This window comes from Pantoea latae, assembly GCF_002077695.1.
GTDB classification, from domain to species: Bacteria; Pseudomonadota; Gammaproteobacteria; order Enterobacterales; family Enterobacteriaceae; genus Pantoea; species Pantoea latae.
In genome coordinates this window covers 157,518-173,895 of record NZ_MWUE01000033.1, presented here as the reverse complement: position 1 = coordinate 173,895, position 16,378 = coordinate 157,518, and the positions used below count along the sequence as shown (strand labels likewise).

Here is a 16,378-nt window from a genome sequence, read left to right as displayed (position 1 = left end):
CCTACTGCGCAGCGGGAAGGTAAGCGGGGGCCAGACCCTCGCTTTTTCCTGTAAAGGCCGTCAGCAGGCGCTGAGGCGCGAAATCGGCCAGCATCTCGGGTCGCTCCCCCGTAAGCACCTCATGCGCCACCAGCTCGCCTAACAGCGGCGCCAGCGTCATGCCGCTATGAGAAACCAGCAAATAGGCTCGCTGGTGGCGGCTGACATAGCCGACAGCGGGCAATCCGTCGGCGGGACGCGCGCGCTGACCTACCGCAATCTGTGCAATCCGCGCGCCTTCGGTCTGGATAAACAGACGGCGCAGACGGCGCAAAAATTCCTGACCGATCATCCCTTCCGTACTCGCCGGTCGAGCCGGATCCGCATACTCATCCAGATCCAGCGCCTGAAGCATTAGCCTGCCGCCGCCGTCCGGCCTGACGTTGAGTTCAGGGGAAATAATATTGCTGTTGATCTGGATCGGCAAAGGATCGGTCACGGCGAGAAAGCTGCAGGCCACCTTATCGGGGCGACTGGCGTCGGTCATCGCCAGATCGAGGCCCAGCTGAGTAAGAAGCTCTGCTGACCAGCGGCCGGCGGCCAGAATCGCCCGATCCCCCAGCCAGCGTTCGCCGCTGGAAAGCTCCAGCGTCACGCCTTCAGGCGTTTCATCGAGCGTCAGCACCTCCTTCTGCGTCACCAGCGTCGCGCCGAGACCGCGTAGCTGAGCCTGAAGCCAGCCGATCAGCAGGGCAGGATAGAGCAGACATTCCGAGGGGAAAAACCAGCCTTGCTGAATGCGGGAATCCAGCCGCAGTTCAGGAAACTGCTTGAGCAGCGCATCCCGCGTGACCGCCTGCCAGGGATAGCCAAGCGTGGTCAGCGTCGCGAGCCGCTTCTCCAGCTGCGCACGCACGGCTGGCGCCGCCGCCCACTCCCAGGTGCCGGTTTCCAGCAGCCAGGGCGCGGGGGCATCAGAGAGGCGCTGCAGGCGTTTATGCGCCTCAATACCGGCCGCATTTAAACGGTGGTAGCTTTCCGGGCTTTTGCCGTTGGCGTTAACCCAGGCAAAGCTGATCTGACTGGTGCCGGCGCCTGGCGTGCCTTTTTCAAACAGGGTAACCTGCGCGCCTTGCAGAGCCAGCATGCGCGCCACGGACAACCCCAACACGCCTGCGCCGATAACGGCAATACGCTGTGTCATAACAGTAACCTCCCGACTGGTGAATAGCGCGTTATAGCAAACAGAGCAGGGCGTCGACCAATTGCTTTTCGTTCTTACCTGCTGCTTTTACCGGCATAAAAAAAGCGCTGCATCAGGCAGCGCTTGCTGGGGTTACTCTGAATATCCTTAAACCATGAGGGCAGGGGATCGAGCAGCGTTGACCCGTGCGACAGTGGCGCGGTGCTGTCAGAGACGGTTAAAAGGGCGGAAGCAGCGCTTCCGGCGAGGTTGCGTCGCCTGTGCCCAGCTCGCGCTGCATAAAATGGGTGTCGAGCCAGCGGCCATGCTTGAAACCTACCGCTTTCAGCACGCCGGTTTCGCGGAATCCGAGCGCGCGATGCAGCCCGACCGACGCCTGATTGTCGTTGCCGGCGATAACGGCAACGAGTTGACGGAAGCCGCGCGCTTCGGCAAGGCGTATCGCCTCCGTCAGCAGCGCGCGTCCCGCCCCACGGCCGGTGCGTTCAGGATGAAGGTAGATGGAATCTTCCAGGGTGAAGCGGTAGGCGTAGCGCGGTCGATAAGGTGTCAGATAGCAGTATCCGATCACCTCCTCCTCCTCCTCCTCCTGCGCCACCAGCCAGATGCCGCCTTTTTCCAGCAGCGCGCTTAACCGGTTTTGCATCTCGTCCGCGTCCGGCGGCTCGGTTTCAAAGGTGGCGCTGCCGTGCAGCACATGCCAGGCGTAGATGTGCTGAATGGCGGGAATATGCTGCGGCGTAGCGGGAGTAATCTTCATAACGACCTCGGTATCAACCCTGATAGCGCCATATTAACTCGCCAGAGGCGCCACGATAATCGTAGCTATCATAGGAAAAAGTGATGGCTCAGCTATGCTCCATCACCAGCACCGCCAGGGTGTCCGGTTCCAGCGCGCGAAAGATATGGGCTTCATCACCCGCGTAGCAGATGTAGTCGCCGGGATGCAGCTCGACAGGGGAAGGTTCCGGGCCGACCAGCGCGCGTCCCTGGGTAACGATGATATGTTCGATGGTGCCTGGCGAATGCGGCGCCGAACAGCGTTCGCTGCCCGGCTGGGTGTGCAGCAGATAGATATCGCGCCGCGCGCCGGGCGGACAGGTGGCCAGCAGCACCGCCTGATAGTCCGCCAGCTCGGCGGTGACGGTCGGTCCTTCGCCGCGACGGATCACCTGCATACGTTTCTCTTCTGGCTCCATCAGGCGGGCAAAAGGAATATTGAGCGCGACGCACAGCGCCCAGAGCGTTTCGATGCCTGGATTGCCGTTGCCCGCTTCCAGCTGCGACAGCGTCGATTTGGCGATACCTGCACGGCGCGCCACTTCGGCCAGCGACAAACCGGCGCGCTGACGTTCGCGCACCAGCCCCTTGGCAATAATTGTGATCGGGGTCACGTTCACTCCTGTTTTCTAAATCGAACGATTCGTTCGTATTGTAAAACGATGCTGTGGCGTTCATTATAATGGAATTTTCGTTCGTTATAAGAAGGATTTGTTATGCAGAGGCGTCACATCCCCCTTAGCCGTGAGGTGGTCAAAGCGATTATTCTGGTCTGTCTGGCCGACGGCATTGTCGGCTTATCCTACGGTTCGCTGGCTAGCGCCGACGGTTTTCCGCTGTGGGTGCCTGTCGCGCTGTCGACGCTGGTGTTGGCGGGCGCGTCTGAGTTTTTGTTTATCGGCATTGTGGCGGGCGGCGGCAGCCCGTTAACCGCCGCGCTGGCTGGTCTGCTGGTGAACGCGCGACATCTGCCGTTCGGCATTGCGGTCAAGGATCTGGTGGGTAAGGGCACGCGCGGCCTGTTTGGCTGCCATATCATGAATGACGAAAGCGTGGTATTCGGCATTTCCCAGTCAACGCCGGCGCAGCGCCGCGCCGCATTCTGGCTGTGCGGCCTGGGTATTGCCCTGATCTGGCCGCTGACGGTGATCGCCGGCGCGGCGATTGGCAAATTCATTCCTGATGTCTCCGCCATCGGCCTCGACGCGGTGTTTCCGGCGATTCTGATCGCGCTGATATTTCCGGCGCTGCGCCAGCGGCGGACGCTGATCCCGGCGTCGGGCGGCGCGCTGTTGTCGATTCTGGCGACCCCTTTTGTCCCGGCGGGCATGCCGGTGCTCTTTTCGCTGCTGGGCTTACTCACATGGAGAATGCGTAAATGAACCATCATGCGCTCATCGTCGCAGGCATCGCGCTGCTGGCGTCGGGAACCTATCTGATGCGTCTGGCGGGCGTGAAGCTTGGTAACCGTCTGCCGATCACCGAGCGGACGCAAACCATGCTGTCGGACGCAGCGACGATACTGCTGCTGGCGGTCGCCTCAACCACCACCCTGTTTGAAGGCCAGCATTTTGCCGGCATGGCGCGCGTGCTGGGCGTGGCTTTCGCCATTTTCCTCGCCTGGCGCAAAGCGCCGTTGATCGCGGTGATTATCGGGGCAGCCGTGATGACCGCCGCGTTGCGCTACTGCGGCGTGCCCTGAGCGGCGCGCCATTGCGCCAGGGTAAGCTGGAAGGTCAGGCTGGCGGGCGCGTCGGGCACGTCGAACGCGTGGCCGTTTACCGAGAATCCCGCTTTCTCCAGCACGCGCTGCGAGGCGAGGTGATTTTGCCGCACCGCGGCGTCAATCACCGGCAAACCGCACGTCTCGAAGCCGTAACGCACCATGCTTTGGGCAAACTCGGTCGCCAGACCCTTGCCCCACGCCTGCGTCGCCAGCCGGTAGCCGAAATTATTTACCGGCCTGCCAACGAACTCGCGAACGCTAAATCCGCCGAAGCCGATGACTTCCTGGGGTGCGTGGCGCAGCGCGAGCGCCATATTGCCGAAGCCGTGCAGCCGCCAGTGCGCAATCCAGCGATCCAGCAGCAGCTGCGTCTCATCCAGATCGATCAGCGGACCCGCGGGATTAAATGTGTTAGTCGCTGGATCGCCATAGATGCGGAACAGTGCCTCCCTGTCCTGGCCGATAACGGGACGCAGCACTAAACGTTCGGTCACTAACTCCATTTGCTCATCCCTTTTACGGTCATCTGCGAGCCAGCATAGCCGGTTTAGCGCGCGGCGTTAAGACGCGCTTTGCTGCGCCAGCAGTTTACCCATCACGCTGTCGTGCTTCAGAATATTCAACCGGCGCGCCAGCGGCAGAAAGCGGCGATCGTCATTGGTCAGCTTAATCAGTCTGGGATGCGTCACCGGTTCGCGCGCGCAGAGCAAAAACAGCGACATCTTCAGGCTGTCCCAGCGAAACGCGTCCTGATAGAAAAAGGCGGAACTTTCACACTTCTTCAGATAGCAGCTAAAACCAGGCTGCTCGCGCATCACAATCTGACAGAGAATGTTAATGATGATATAGCTGCCGCGGTTGATGCCCTGCTGAATTTGCGCAAAGTCGGGTCGCTGGGCGATTTGCGCGTAGTAGTCGTCAATGCCGATCTGCGTCAGTGGCATAATCAGCTCCAGCCAGCGGGCAATAAAGGGATTGGCCGGCGGCGAGGCGAGAAACCACGCCTCCACCACCGGAAACGCCTTATCCACGGTGGTGCCGTCGCTGTAGTAGCCGACCACATCGTAGCCGCCGCGCTGATGCACCCAGGAGAAGTCCTGATAGACCAGCGTGGAGCTGTCGACCCAGATGCCGCCGTAGGCGTTCAGCAGCGCCAGACGGATCACATCCCCTTTATGGGACATGCCGATGCGCGCATAGTCGAAGCGCAGCCACGGCAGAAAGGCGGCCACCGTCTCGCGGTTGAGCAGATGGATTTGATGGTCCGGATTCATCTGCTTCATTTTGCCGTAGAAAGCCTGAATAAAATCGGGCGGCGTCACGTCGTCCCAGTACATCCAGATCACTTTAGGAATGGGCTGCGCCTGAGTGCCGTCATGCTGGCGAATATCTTTAACGTCATTGTCGTGCGCATCTGAATAGGCCAGGTCGGGAAAGCGAAAAAGACCGAGCTTATAGAAAAGATACAGCAGGAGAAATTTTGCCGTTCTGAGGGCGCGTTTCAGCTTTTGCATGTTTTTATCCTGCGTATTGATTAAGGGTGCTGCTGTTCCAGCATTAATTTTCCCAGAATGCTTTCCGCATCGAGAATGCGTAATTTGCGCGCCAGCGGTAAAAACTGGCGATCGCTATTGGTCAGCTTGATTAATGTCGGATGCGTGGCGGGCTGGCGCGTACAGAGTAAAAACAGCGACATTTTCAGGCAGTTCCATTTAAAGACATTCTGATAATAGAAGGCGGAGGTTTCGCACTTTTTCAAATAAAGGTTAACGCCTTCCGCTTCGCGCATCGCAATCTGACAGAGATAGTTAGTGGTCAGATAGCTGCCGCGCGGGATGCCCTGTTTGATGCGCTCGAAGTCGGGACGATCTTTTATCTGGCGGTAATAGTCGTCCACGCTGATTTTCGTCAGCGGCATAATCAACGCCAGCCAGCGGCTGACAAAGGCGTTTTCCGGCGGGGCGCACATAAACCAGGTTTCTATTACCGGGAAACGCGCGTCCTGAGTGTTGGCCTCGCTGTAGTAGCCCACCAGATCGTAGCCGCCGCGCTCGTGCACCCAGCTGAAATCCTGATAGACCAGCGTTGAGCAGTCGACCCAAATGCCGCCATAGCGCTTGAGCAAAGCCAGGCGGATAACGTCGCTTTTATGCGCCAGACCAATGCCCTGGAAATCAAAATGCAGCGTCGGCAGATATTTTCTGACGCTGTTGCGATCCAGCAGGATGATTTCATGCGCCTGATTGATCACCTTCATTTTTTTATAGAAAGCCATAATATGATCGGGCGGATTGGGACTGTCCCAGTACATCCAGATCACTTTCGGAATCGCGTTTTTATCGCCGTCGTGCCGCGTAAGAATATCTAACGCTTCATTTTCTTTATCGGAATAAGCCAGATCGCTGAAGGTAAATATCTTCATGCGAAACAGCGCGTACAGGAATAAAAAGCGCACAACCCTTATCTGATATTTTAGGCGGTCCATTTCACAACCTCTGATTAATGGCCTTGCTGGTGTCTGTTGAAAGGGGTGACGGCGAAGAAAAACTGACAAACGCCCGGCACCAAAATAAATAAAAAACTGGCTGAATGCTGAAATTTAACGATTTGTGATGTGAATGCGCAATCCCTGACGCGGCAAATCAGAGTTTAGCCATTGGCGCTGATAAGCAACCATAAAGCAATGGCGATCATGCTGTTGAGAAAGGTTCTCATTATCAGCTGTGATTTGTTAGACTGCCGAATTATTGTCGACAGGTCAGGAAGGCTTTTTGATGCATATTTCGTTGAAACATCTCGCCGGCGCGCTGCTGGCGTTGAGCGTGGCGCTCATCCCGGTCAGCCAGGCTAATGCCAGACCGCGAATGGAGCCGCTGGGCGCCAATATCGCCGATCGCGGTTCAGCCTGGTACCGCTTCACCACCCAGACCTTTACCTCTGCCGATGGCCAGCGTCATTACAAAGTCTGGCTTGGGATACCGAAGCAGGCCGCGCCAGCGCAGGGCTACCCGGTGCTTTACCTGCTGGATGGCAACGCGGCGATGGCTCGCCTGAGCGATGAACGCCTCGAACAGCTGGCGGAAAAGCAGCCGCCGATCCTTGTCGCGGTGGGGTACGATACCCGTTTGCCGTTTGACGTTCAGGCACGCGCGCTGGACTACACGCCGCCCGGCGGTCAGCCAGGCGATCCGCGTCAGGAACGCTATGCGGGCGGCGGCAGCCATGCTTTCCGCGCGCTGCTGCTCAGTCAAATCGTTCCCTGGGCGGAGAAACAGGCGGCAAGCGATGCGCAGCGCCGCGCGCTGTGGGGCCACTCTTTCGGCGGGCTGTTCGTGCTCGATACGCTCTATAAGAGCGCCTGGTTTACGCACTATTTCAGCGCGGCGCCGTCGCTCGGCTGGCGGCATCAGCGCATCGTCGAGCTGGCGCAGCAGGCGGCGGCGTCAGGCTTAAACGGTAAAACGCTCTATCTGATCGAGGGCGATGGGCAGAGCGATCGCCGCAAAGGGCATGACCTTGCCAGCATAAATGACGCCGACAGCATGCTGATCGCCACCCTGCGAGAGAAACGCGTCAGGCTGCATGAAATACGTTATCCTGGAAAGACGCACGGCGAGCTGCTGCCCCTGTCGCTCGAGGCGACGCTCGATATCGTTTCCGGCGCGAAATAGCGCCTGCGCAGCGACCATAAAAAGGAATGTGACATGACGACACCTCTGAATATCGGCCTTCTGCTGTTTCCTGACGTGACGCAGCTGGACCTGACGGGTCCCTTTGAAGTCTTTGCCCGCACGCCGGGCGTGACCTGCCATCTGGTATGGAAAACGCAGCAGCCGGTGCGTTCGGATCGCGGCTTAACCCTGTTGCCCAGCTGCACCTTTGCCGACTGCCCGCCGCTTGATGTGATCTGCGTGCCTGGCGGGCCGGGGCAGATCGCGCTGATGTCGGACAGTGAAACGCTCGATTTTCTGCGCCATCAGGCGCAGCACGCGCAGTTGATTACCTCTGTCTGCACCGGCTCGCTGGTGTTGGGCGCCGCCGGTTTACTACAGGGCTATCGCGCGACGTCGCACTGGAGTTCGCGCGATCAGCTGGCGCTGCTGGGCGCGGAACCGGTTGAGGCGCGCGTGGTACGCGATGGTAACCGGCTGACCGGCGCAGGCGTCACCTCCGGTATCGATTTTGCCCTGACGCTGGTGGCGGAAATTCGCGGCGCCGAGGTCGCTCAGGCGATCCAGCTGCAGATGGAGTACGATCCTGAGCCGCCATTCCATGCCGGTTCGCCGCAGTCCGCCACGCCTGCGCAGGTAGGCGCCGCCCGCGCGCAAATGGCGGATTTTATCGCCGTGCGCCGTCGCGCAACGGAATTAGCGGCACAAAAACTGACGCCGCTGTAACGCAGCCAACCGCACCTCCTGTCAGCGCGGCAGGAGGCGTCCAACGCCGCTAAAAACCATATTTTTGCAGGCTAACCGCCGCTATCGACATAAATGCCTGCACTTTTAATGGTTATTCAGCTTAGAAAATTCCGAATGCCCTGAATAAACAAAAGGCCGCGCGAAGCGATCTGCGCTACAAAAAATTATCCACCACGTAAAACGTCAACCAGCCTACGGCGCTGGCAGCGGAAACCGCAAAAAACACAAAAAATAACACCTTGATTATCAGGTTTTTTCTCACAGTATGCTCTCAACCAGAACGGATGGGATAAACAAATAACGCCACGACAGTTTCCCTGAAATAAACCCACGAAAATATGACCTGAATCAGGATCGGTTTATTTTACTTATCGCACTATGCTGGCCCATTTATTTAACGGCGACGAGATTGCCGTTTCCTGTTCGGGGTAAACAATGAATAACGACCGCAAGACATTGCAAAATGCCGCTTTAAAAGCGCGGCCGTGGTATCAGCATCGCGTCGAGGAGGTTTTCACTGCGTTGCAGAGTTCGCCGCAGGGACTTTCCACCGCCGAGGCGCAGGCACGCCTGGCGAAGAATGGTCCCAACACGCTGCCGCAAAAGAAAACCCAGCCGGCCTGGCTGAAATTCTTAGCCCACTTCAACGATATGCTGATCTTTATCCTGCTGGCGGCGGCGGCGATCACCGCGGTGATGGGCCACTGGGTCGATACTTTTGTCATTCTCGGCGTTGCTGTCATTAACGCGTTCATCGGCTTTATTCAGGAAAGCAACGCCGAGAAGTCATTAAAAGGCATACAAAATATGCTGTCGAACGAAGCGGTGGTGGTGCGCAACGGCGAGATCACCACGCTGCCGGGTGAGGCGATCGTCAACGGGGATGTGGTGATGCTGCGGCCCGGCGATCGCATCCCGGCGGATTTGCGTCTGTTCGAGGTGCATAATCTGCGCGTGGAAGAGGCGATCCTGACCGGCGAATCCACCGTGGTGTCGAAAAACAGCGACGCGCTCGAGGGCGAAAAATCGCTGGGCGATCGCCTCAACCTGGCCTATTCCGGCACCACCGTCAGTTCAGGCACCGCCTCAGGCGTGGTCGTTGCCACCGGCAGCGACACCGAGCTGGGGCATATCAACGCCATGATGAGCCATATTGAAACCGCCCGGACGCCGCTGCTGGTGCAAATCGACAAGCTGGGCAAAGCGATCTTCGCGCTGATTTTGCTGATGATGGCGGGCCTTTTTGTTTTCGGCTATCTGCTGCGCGACATTCCGCTGGCGTCGCTGGCGCTGTCGGTAATCAGCCTGGCCGTTGCGGCGGTGCCGGAGGGCCTGCCCGCCATTATCTCCATTATTTTGTCGCTCGGCGTGCAGTCGATGGCGCGAAAACACGCCATTATCCGCAAGCTGCCGACGGTAGAAACGCTGGGCGCGATGTCGGTGATCTGCTCCGACAAAACCGGCACGCTCACCATGAACGAGATGACGGTGAAGGCGGTGGTGCTGGCGGAGAGCCAGTGGCGCGTGAGCGGCGACAGCTATGAGCCGAAAGGCGAGCTACAGGCCGAGCGCTCCCTGAGCGGGCTGGACGCCGCGCAGGATCCGGTGATGACGCGCTTCCTCACCGCCATCGATATCTGCAATGAAAGCCAGCTGCAGCAGGACGCGGCGGGGCAGTGGCGCATCGTCGGCGGCCCGACCGAAGGCGCGTTGAAGGTGCTGGCGGCGAAAGGGGGCATCGCCGCGTCTCAGGCGACGCTCGCCAGCAAACTGCCGTTTGATTCGCTCTACAAATATATGGCGGTCAGCGGCGAGGCGGACGGCGACGCCTGGGTGCTGATGACAGGCGCGCCGGATGTGCTGCTGTCACTCTGCGCGCAGCAGCAAACCGCCAGCGGCGCTGCGCCGCTCGATCGCGCTTACTGGGACGCCGCCATCACCCGCTACGCCAGCGAAGGGCTGCGCACCGTGGCGGCAGCGTGGAAGCGGGTGCCGCAGGCGATCGCCTCGCTGGATCATAAGGATCTGCAGCAGGATATGGTGCTGCTGGGCCTCGCCTGCATGATGGATCCGCCGCGTCCAGAAGCGGTGGCGGCGATTGACGACTGCCAGCAGGCGGGCATTCGCGTCAAGATGATCACCGGCGATCATCAGGAAACGGCGATGGCGATCGGCGCGATGCTCGGCATTCGCAACAGCAGCAAAGCACTGACGGGTCAGGATCTGGAAAAAATGAACGCCGACGAGCTGGCGCAGGCGGCGCGCCAGTACGATATTTTTGCCCGCACCAGCCCAGAGCATAAGCTGCGCCTGGTGAAAGCGCTGGCGGCCAGCGGAGAGGTGGTCGGCATGACCGGCGACGGCGTAAACGATGCGCCCGCCCTGAAGCAGGCGAATGTCGGCATTGCGATGGGCATCAAAGGCACCGAGGTGACCAAAGAGGCCGCCGATATGATCCTTGCCGACGATAACTTCGCCACCATCGCCGCGGCGGTGAAAGAGGGCCGCCGGGTCTATGACAACCTGAAGAAAACCATCCTGTTTATTATGCCGACCTGCCTGGCGCAGGGACTGCTGATTATCATCGCCATTCTGATGGGAAATCTGCTGCCGCTGACGCCGGTGCAGATCCTCTGGATGAATATGGCGACTTCTGCCACGCTGTCGTTCGGCCTCGCCTTTGAGGCGGCGGAAGCAAACGTGATGCGACGGCCGCCGCGTGACGTCAGCGCGCCGGTGATGGATGGATACGCCATCTGGCGCGTGCTGTTTGTTGGGCTGTTGATCTCCATCAGCGCCTTTGTGCTGGAGGCCTGGCTGCAGACGCGCGGCTATCAGCCGGAGTTTATCCGCACCGTTTTACTGCAGACGATGGTCACCGCCCAGTGGGTCTATATGCTTAACTGCCGCAGCGCCGACAGCTTCTCGCTCGACGCCGGGCTGTTGAAAAACCGTGGCATCTGGCTGGTAAGCGGCGTGCTGGTGGCGCTGCAGGCGCTGATTATCTACCTGCCGCTGATGAATACCCTGTTTGGTACCCGACCGCTGCCGCTGAAATACTGGCTGATCGCCTTTATGGTCGGCGCGGCGCTGTTCGCGGTGGTGGAACTGGAGAAACAGCTGACGCGGCGCTGGCGCCGCGCCTGAGTCTGGTTGAAAACGCCCTGTCAGCAGGGCGTTTTTTTTGCCGTCTGGCAGGACGCAAATTCGTCACAGGCTGTGCGTCACGCCACCGTCCACGCGAATATTTTGCCCCGTAATGTAGGCCGCGCCGGGCGAGGCGAGAAAGGCGATGGTCGCTGCCACTTCGTCTACGCTGCCGTAACGCTGCATCGGCACGCTTGCCCGGCGCTCATCCGTGGCGGGCAAGCTGTCGATCCAGCCCGGCAGCACATTATTGATGCGAATCTTGTCGCGCGCGTAGCGGTCCGCATAGATTTTGCTAAAGGCCGCCAGGCCGGCGCGAAACACCGCTGAGGTCGGAAACAGATCGCTCGGCTCAAAGGTCCAGGCGGAAGAGATAGTGATCACGCTGCCACCCCCCTGTTTTTGCATGATCGGCGTCACCAGCCGCAGCGCCCGCACTACGTTAAGGAAATAGGTTTCCATGCCTTGCTGCCACTGCGCATCGGTCAGCTCCAGCACCGGCGCGCGCGGCCCATGTCCGGCGCTGTTGACCAGCACGTCGATGCGTCCCCAGCGCGCAACCGTCTCGTCAACCAGTTGCCTGAGATCCTCCTCCGACTGGTTCGAACCGGTAACGCCCAGCCCGCCAAGGGATTCGGCCAGCGCCTGACCCTTGCCCGATGAAGAGAGTATGGCGATGTGGAACCCCTCTTCAGCCAGTTTTTTCGCCGCGGCGGCGCCCATCCCGCTGCCGCCAGCGATAATCAGGGCGACTTTTTCACTCTTCATCCTTTTCTCCTGCACTCTGTGACTACTGTTTTCCTGCAGTATAATGAGCGGGAAGATGCGCAGAGAGTCAGTTGCGCTGCTATCAGACAGGAGAAAAACTACAGGATGGATCAGGGATTTAATGACCTGCCGCCCCTTAATGCGCTGCGTATATTCGAAACCGTTTCCCGCCATCTTAATTTTCGGCTGGCGGCGGATGAACTTGGCGTCACGCAGGGCGCAGTGGCGCAGCAGATTCGCGGGCTGGAGGCGAGCCTGGGCTTAAAGCTGTTTGAACGGCATCCGCGCACGCTGAGGCTTACCGAGGCGGGCAGGGGATATGCGGTAAGCGTGCGCCAGGCGTTGCTGCTGATTAACGAGGCGACCCAGATGCTGCGTCCGGCGCCGCAGCGCGTCACGCTCAGCGTCACGCCAACCTTTGCCGCGCGCTGGATATTGCCGCGTCTGCCCGCCTTTACCGCCGCGCATCCAGATATCGATCTGCGCATTATGGCGTCGGAGCGGCTGGCGCAGTTTTATCAGGACGGCGTCGATCTGGCGGTGCGTTATGGTGAGCCGCCCTTTGGCGCCGGGCTTAACGCTACCCTGCTTTTTCGCTATGAGCTGATGGCGGTTGCCTCTCCTGCGCTACTGGCGCGGCTGGGCGATCCGCAGCAGGCCGGTGAACGCTTTCCTTACACCCTGCTGCATGACGGCCATAATCTCTGGCCGCCGTTCCTGGCGCACGTTTTTCCACAGGGCGCGCCGGCCACGCCCGCGAATCTGCGCTTTAACCAGACCGCGCTGGCGATTGACGCCGCGCTTGGCGAACAGGGCATTGCGCTGACCACGCCGCGCTTTGTGCAGAACGAGCTGGCGAGCGGACGTCTGGCGCCGGCCTTTGCAACGCGGCTCCTTGTGGAGGCGGGCTGGTATCTGGTTTCTCCGCGCAGGCCGCGGCAGCACGCGCCGCTCGACGCGGTGCGCCAGTGGCTGCTTAGCGAAGCCGACGTCTAAAAGCTGGATAATGCTTTCCAAACCAGGCGCGTTGCGCCACTATAAGGAAATAATCATTTCCTAAATGGCGTTCATCTTTTAAGGCAGCCCAAAGGTGCGTGAATTTTGGAAATGATTATTCCCAAAATAAGGAAAAGCAATGAGCGCCATTCAGCACCACTATGCGCAGGTTAACGCCCTGCGTCTGCACTATCTCAGCGCGGGCGATCCACAGCGAGAACCGCTGCTATTGCTGGCGGGGTTTCCGCAGAGCAGCTATGCCTGGCGCGGCGTAATGCCGCTGCTGGCGCAGCGTTTTTACGTGATTGCGCCTGATTTGCCGGGTCAGGGGGATTCCGATCTGCCGCTGGAGGGTTTTGATACCGCCTCGCTGGCGCGGCAGACAGAGGCGCTGCTGACGCACCTTGCATTGCCGCAGGTCTGTCTGGTCGGGCACGATATCGGCGCCTGGGTCGCCTTTGCGCTGGCCGCCCAGTTTCCGGCGCGCGTGAAAAAGCTCGCCTTACTGGACGCGGGCATACCGGGCGTCACACTGCCCGATGCGCTGCCGGTTACGGCGGAAAGCGCCTGGAAAACCTGGCATTTCGCTTTTCATCTCGTCGCCGATCTGCCGGAGACGCTGATTGCCGGACGCGAGGCGGATTACCTCGACTGGTTCCTGCGACGTAAAGCGGCGAACCCGCAGGTATTCGACGCCGCCGCGATGCAGGAGTATCTGCGCATCTTCACGCGGCCCGGCGCGCTGCGCGCCGGTCTGGCCTATTATCGCGCGGTGGCGCAGTCAGCCGCGCAAAACCGCGCGCATCTGCAACAGGGACGTTTAGCGATGCCGCTGCTGGCCATAAGCGCCGCCCAGGGGTCGATAGCGGATATGGCGGCGCCGCTGCGTCCCTTCGCGCAGCAGGTCAGCGGCGTGACCATCGAGCAGTGCGGCCACTTTATTCCTGAAGAGCAGCCCGCCGCGCTGGCGCAGCATCTGCACGCCTTTTTCTGATTAACGCAGAGGCAAAGGGCGATCCCCTTTGCCTTGCGCCGCCTGATTTTGTCCAGTAACAAAATTAGGCAATGTAATAAGCGCAAAGGGATTATTAATAATCTTGCTAATCTGGCGCATTCTCAGACTACTTTGACGACTTTGCATGTAATTAATTGAAATTAATCAATTATTCATGGCAGATCGCGCGTTGCTTTCTGTCTGATGCTGTGAATAAATAAAGCCTGCAAACACAACAATATAGCCAGCGGCTCGATCCGCTGCGTTCATCGCCCGCGCTAAGGGCGTTCTGCAGGGAAATCATGACAGATGAAAAAGCACGGCTGGCGAGGGAGATCAGCGCCAGCGTCGCCGCTATTGAGCCGCAGCTGATCGCCATTCGGCGCGACATTCACGCCCATCCGGAACTGGGCTTCGACACCCTACGCACCGCAGAGATCGTCGCTGCCTGGCTGCGCGATCAAGGGCTGACGCCGCAAACAGGCGTTGGCCGTACCGGCGTGATGGTCGATATCGTCGGCGCGCATCCGGGTAAAACCCTGCTGCTGCGCGCTGATATGGACGCGCTGCCCATCCACGAGCAAACCGGGCTGCCGTTCAGCAGCACCATCGCCGGGAAGATGCACGCCTGCGGCCACGATCTGCACACCGCGACGCTGCTGGGCGTCGCCGCCATTCTGCCTCGCTACCGTCAGCAGCTGAACGGCACCGTGCGCCTGATTTTCCAGCCGGCGGAAGAGACGCCCGAGAGCGGCGCGGAAGCGATGATCGCCGACGGCGCCGCCGACGGCATCGACTGGGCCGTTACGCTGCATAACAAGCCCGAGCTGGCGGCGGGCGAAGTGGCGCTGACGCGCGGCGGCAGCACCGCATCGAGCGACGAGTTCGACGTGCGCGTGTTCGGCATCTCCACCCATGCCGCGCGGCCGCATATGGGCGTCGACCCCATCGTCGCCACCGCGCATCTGATTAGCCAGCTGCAAACCCTGATCTCGCGCGAGCGCGATCCGGCGCATTCCGCCGTGCTGACCATCGGCCATATTCAGGGCGGCGCCACCCACAATATCATTCCCGACAGCTGCCTGCTGCAGGGCACCATTCGCACCAAATCGCCGCAGGTGCGCGCCGATATGGAAACCTCGTTCCGACGCGTCTGCGCAGGCGTGGCGCTGGCGATGAACGTGCGCATTGAGGTGGATTACCTGCGCGGCGTGCCGCCGCTAATGAATGACGATCGGCTGATCGACGCGCTGGAGACGATTCTTTCACACCAGTTTGCGCGGCCCATCGTCGCGAAGCCGAGCGACAGCTTCGGCGCGGAAGATTTCTCGCTGTTTACCGAACGCGCGCCAGGCTGTCAGATCCATATCGGCTCCGCCACGCCGGGCCGCAACGACCACCTGCACAACTCCGACTATCAGCCCGATGAGCGCAGCATTGCCGCTGGCGCGCAGGCGCTGACGCGTCTGGCCGTCGATCTGCTTACTGATAATAACCACTGAGGATATTACTATGATGATGCGCAAAGGGCTGTTCACGGCCACGCTGGCGCTGGGTTTGCTGGCGCTGCCGGCGCTCAGCCAGGCAAAAGATTTCGGCACCCTGAAGTTCGCCACCGAAGGCAGCTATCCTCCTTTCAACCAGACCACGCCGAACGGTAAAATCGTCGGCTATGAGCCGGATATCGTGGCTGAACTGGCGAAACGCGTCGGCTTTAAATATGAAATCAGCGCCCAGAAGTGGTCGGGCATGATCCCTGGCCTGATCGACGGCAAATATGACGCCGTGATCGACGCGGTGACGGTGACGCCGAAGCGCGCGGAAGCGATCGACTTTACCCAGCAGTACACCGTCAGCGTCTCCAGCTTCGTGACGGCGAAAAGCTCGCCGCTGGCGACGTTGCCCGGCACCGGCACGGTGGTGACCGCCGATGACGCGGCGGCGATGCAGAAAGCGATCGACGAGCTGAAAACCACCTTCAAGGGCAAAACCATCGCGGTGCAGGTCGCCACCATTCAGGCGGACTTCCTGCAAAAATATCTTGGCGATGTTGCCACTATCCGCACCTATCAGGCCGGGCCGGAAACCTTTGCCGATCTGATGAACGGCCGCGTGGACGCGGTGATGGCGTCCCGCACCAACCTTAACGCCTTTGTGAAGAAGCACGCAGAGGCCATCAGCAGCAGCGGCTACGGCTTTAGCGGCGGCGTGCTGGGCGCGGGCTCAGCGATCGGCCTGCGCAAAGGCAACGCCGAGCTGAAGGCGGCGCTGGATGCGGCGCTGTCGGCGATGATCAAAGACGGCACGCTAAGCAAACTCTCCTTGAAATGGTTCGGCGAAGATGTCGCGCCGAAAGCCTGATAGCC

Annotated in this window: 16 protein-coding genes; 9 read left to right on the top strand and 7 right to left on the bottom strand. The window is 60.0% G+C overall.

The window, feature by feature from the left end:
• Position 1: 1 nt before the first annotated feature.
• The 3 genes from B2J69_RS20670 to B2J69_RS20660 all read right to left on the bottom strand — a co-directional run bounded on the left by B2J69_RS20670 (position 2) and on the right by B2J69_RS20660 (position 2,577).
• Positions 2-1,183 (bottom strand): NAD(P)/FAD-dependent oxidoreductase, encoded by a 1,182-nt coding sequence (locus B2J69_RS20670; protein WP_081141887.1) that lies wholly within the window; start codon positions 1,181-1,183, stop codon positions 2-4.
• 217 nt (positions 1,184-1,400) lie between these two features.
• A complete protein-coding gene (locus B2J69_RS20665) occupies positions 1,401-1,943 on the bottom strand; it encodes a GNAT family N-acetyltransferase (RefSeq protein WP_081141885.1) in 543 nt (180 codons plus the stop codon).
• A gap of 88 nt (positions 1,944-2,031) precedes the next feature.
• Positions 2,032-2,577, bottom strand: a complete 546-nt coding sequence (locus tag B2J69_RS20660; RefSeq protein ID WP_407944758.1) for a helix-turn-helix domain-containing protein — start codon at positions 2,575-2,577, stop codon at positions 2,032-2,034.
• Positions 2,578-2,679: 102 nt separating this feature from the next.
• Between B2J69_RS20660 and B2J69_RS20655 the strand changes: the two genes are divergently transcribed.
• Both B2J69_RS20655 and B2J69_RS20650 read left to right on the top strand, forming a co-directional pair.
• Entirely contained in the window at positions 2,680-3,345 is a 666-nt protein-coding gene (locus B2J69_RS20655) for an AzlC family ABC transporter permease (protein ID WP_081141881.1), read from the top strand.
• Positions 3,342-3,665 (top strand): AzlD domain-containing protein, encoded by a 324-nt coding sequence (locus B2J69_RS20650; protein ID WP_081141879.1) that lies wholly within the window; start codon positions 3,342-3,344, stop codon positions 3,663-3,665. Before B2J69_RS20655 ends, B2J69_RS20650 begins: the two co-directional genes overlap by 4 nt.
• Here the strand turns inward: B2J69_RS20650 and B2J69_RS20645 are convergent.
• From B2J69_RS20645 to B2J69_RS20635, 3 genes are read right to left on the bottom strand one after another with little or no spacing between them, the layout of a single operon-like run.
• Positions 3,647-4,192: a GNAT family N-acetyltransferase gene (locus tag B2J69_RS20645; protein WP_081141878.1), complete on the bottom strand. Its 546-nt coding sequence runs from the start codon at positions 4,190-4,192 to the stop codon at positions 3,647-3,649. The genes B2J69_RS20650 and B2J69_RS20645 overlap by 19 nt on opposite strands.
• A 57-nt stretch (positions 4,193-4,249) precedes the next feature.
• Entirely contained in the window at positions 4,250-5,203 is a 954-nt protein-coding gene (locus B2J69_RS20640; protein WP_081141877.1) for a glycosyltransferase family 32 protein, read from the bottom strand.
• 20 nt (positions 5,204-5,223) lie between these two features.
• Positions 5,224-6,111 (bottom strand): glycosyltransferase family 32 protein, encoded by an 888-nt coding sequence (locus B2J69_RS20635; RefSeq protein ID WP_158083447.1) that lies wholly within the window; start codon positions 6,109-6,111, stop codon positions 5,224-5,226.
• Positions 6,112-6,463: 352 nt separating this feature from the next.
• Here B2J69_RS20635 and B2J69_RS20630 point away from each other — a divergent pair, with 352 nt between their 5' ends.
• From B2J69_RS20630 to B2J69_RS20620, 3 genes are all read left to right on the top strand, one after another.
• Positions 6,464-7,360: an alpha/beta hydrolase gene (locus B2J69_RS20630; RefSeq protein ID WP_081141875.1), complete on the top strand. Its 897-nt coding sequence runs from the start codon at positions 6,464-6,466 to the stop codon at positions 7,358-7,360.
• A gap of 33 nt (positions 7,361-7,393) precedes the next feature.
• Positions 7,394-8,086 carry a DJ-1/PfpI family protein gene (locus B2J69_RS20625; RefSeq protein WP_081141874.1) on the top strand — a complete coding sequence of 231 codons (693 nt, stop codon included), beginning with the start codon at positions 7,394-7,396 and terminating at the stop codon, positions 8,084-8,086.
• A 456-nt stretch (positions 8,087-8,542) separates the two neighbouring features.
• Positions 8,543-11,254, top strand: a complete 2,712-nt coding sequence (locus B2J69_RS20620; RefSeq protein ID WP_081141873.1) for a cation-transporting P-type ATPase — start codon at positions 8,543-8,545, stop codon at positions 11,252-11,254.
• 63 nt (positions 11,255-11,317) lie between these two features.
• Here the strand turns inward: B2J69_RS20620 and B2J69_RS20615 are convergent, their stop codons facing one another.
• The gene (locus B2J69_RS20615) at positions 11,318-12,022 is read right to left on the bottom strand and encodes an SDR family oxidoreductase (RefSeq protein ID WP_081141872.1); all 705 of its coding nucleotides are present in this window, start codon (positions 12,020-12,022) and stop codon (positions 11,318-11,320) included.
• A gap of 105 nt (positions 12,023-12,127) precedes the next feature.
• Here B2J69_RS20615 and B2J69_RS20610 point away from each other — a divergent pair, with 105 nt between their 5' ends.
• The 4 genes from B2J69_RS20610 (at position 12,128) to B2J69_RS20595 (ending at position 16,373) form a co-directional block, all read left to right on the top strand.
• Positions 12,128-13,018 (top strand): LysR substrate-binding domain-containing protein, encoded by an 891-nt coding sequence (locus B2J69_RS20610; RefSeq protein ID WP_081141871.1) that lies wholly within the window; start codon positions 12,128-12,130, stop codon positions 13,016-13,018.
• 139 nt (positions 13,019-13,157) lie between these two features.
• Positions 13,158-14,012, top strand: coding sequence for an alpha/beta fold hydrolase (locus tag B2J69_RS20605; protein WP_081141870.1), 855 nt, complete (start codon positions 13,158-13,160; stop codon positions 14,010-14,012).
• Positions 14,013-14,314: 302 nt separating this feature from the next.
• On the top strand, positions 14,315-15,514 hold the full coding sequence (locus B2J69_RS20600; RefSeq protein ID WP_081141869.1) for a M20 metallopeptidase family protein: 1,200 nt from the start codon (positions 14,315-14,317) through the stop codon (positions 15,512-15,514).
• A 10-nt stretch (positions 15,515-15,524) separates the two neighbouring features.
• Positions 15,525-16,373: a transporter substrate-binding domain-containing protein gene (locus tag B2J69_RS20595; RefSeq protein ID WP_174580928.1), complete on the top strand. Its 849-nt coding sequence runs from the start codon at positions 15,525-15,527 to the stop codon at positions 16,371-16,373.
• Positions 16,374-16,378 lie beyond the last annotated feature (5 nt).

What these genes read in the sequence shown, in the direction of transcription:
- B2J69_RS20670 (WP_081141887.1), bottom strand. Translation starts at nt 1,183, where the DNA reads ATGACACAGCGTATTGCCGTTATCGGCGCAGGCGTGTTGGGGTTGTCC.
- B2J69_RS20665 (WP_081141885.1), bottom strand. Translation starts at nt 1,943, where the DNA reads ATGAAGATTACTCCCGCTACGCCGCAGCATATTCCCGCCATTCAGCAC.
- B2J69_RS20655 (WP_081141881.1), top strand. Translation starts at nt 2,680, where the DNA reads ATGCAGAGGCGTCACATCCCCCTTAGCCGTGAGGTGGTCAAAGCGATT.
- B2J69_RS20650 (WP_081141879.1), top strand. Translation starts at nt 3,342, where the DNA reads ATGAACCATCATGCGCTCATCGTCGCAGGCATCGCGCTGCTGGCGTCG.
- B2J69_RS20645 (WP_081141878.1), bottom strand. Translation starts at nt 4,192, where the DNA reads ATGGAGTTAGTGACCGAACGTTTAGTGCTGCGTCCCGTTATCGGCCAG.
- B2J69_RS20640 (WP_081141877.1), bottom strand. Translation starts at nt 5,203, where the DNA reads ATGCAAAAGCTGAAACGCGCCCTCAGAACGGCAAAATTTCTCCTGCTG.
- B2J69_RS20635 (WP_158083447.1), bottom strand. Translation starts at nt 6,111, where the DNA reads ATGAAGATATTTACCTTCAGCGATCTGGCTTATTCCGATAAAGAAAAT.
- B2J69_RS20630 (WP_081141875.1), top strand. Translation starts at nt 6,464, where the DNA reads ATGCATATTTCGTTGAAACATCTCGCCGGCGCGCTGCTGGCGTTGAGC.
- B2J69_RS20625 (WP_081141874.1), top strand. Translation starts at nt 7,394, where the DNA reads ATGACGACACCTCTGAATATCGGCCTTCTGCTGTTTCCTGACGTGACG.
- B2J69_RS20620 (WP_081141873.1), top strand. Translation starts at nt 8,543, where the DNA reads ATGAATAACGACCGCAAGACATTGCAAAATGCCGCTTTAAAAGCGCGG.
- B2J69_RS20615 (WP_081141872.1), bottom strand. Translation starts at nt 12,022, where the DNA reads ATGAAGAGTGAAAAAGTCGCCCTGATTATCGCTGGCGGCAGCGGGATG.
- B2J69_RS20610 (WP_081141871.1), top strand. Translation starts at nt 12,128, where the DNA reads ATGGATCAGGGATTTAATGACCTGCCGCCCCTTAATGCGCTGCGTATA.
- B2J69_RS20605 (WP_081141870.1), top strand. Translation starts at nt 13,158, where the DNA reads ATGAGCGCCATTCAGCACCACTATGCGCAGGTTAACGCCCTGCGTCTG.
- B2J69_RS20600 (WP_081141869.1), top strand. Translation starts at nt 14,315, where the DNA reads ATGACAGATGAAAAAGCACGGCTGGCGAGGGAGATCAGCGCCAGCGTC.
- B2J69_RS20595 (WP_174580928.1), top strand. Translation starts at nt 15,525, where the DNA reads ATGATGATGCGCAAAGGGCTGTTCACGGCCACGCTGGCGCTGGGTTTG.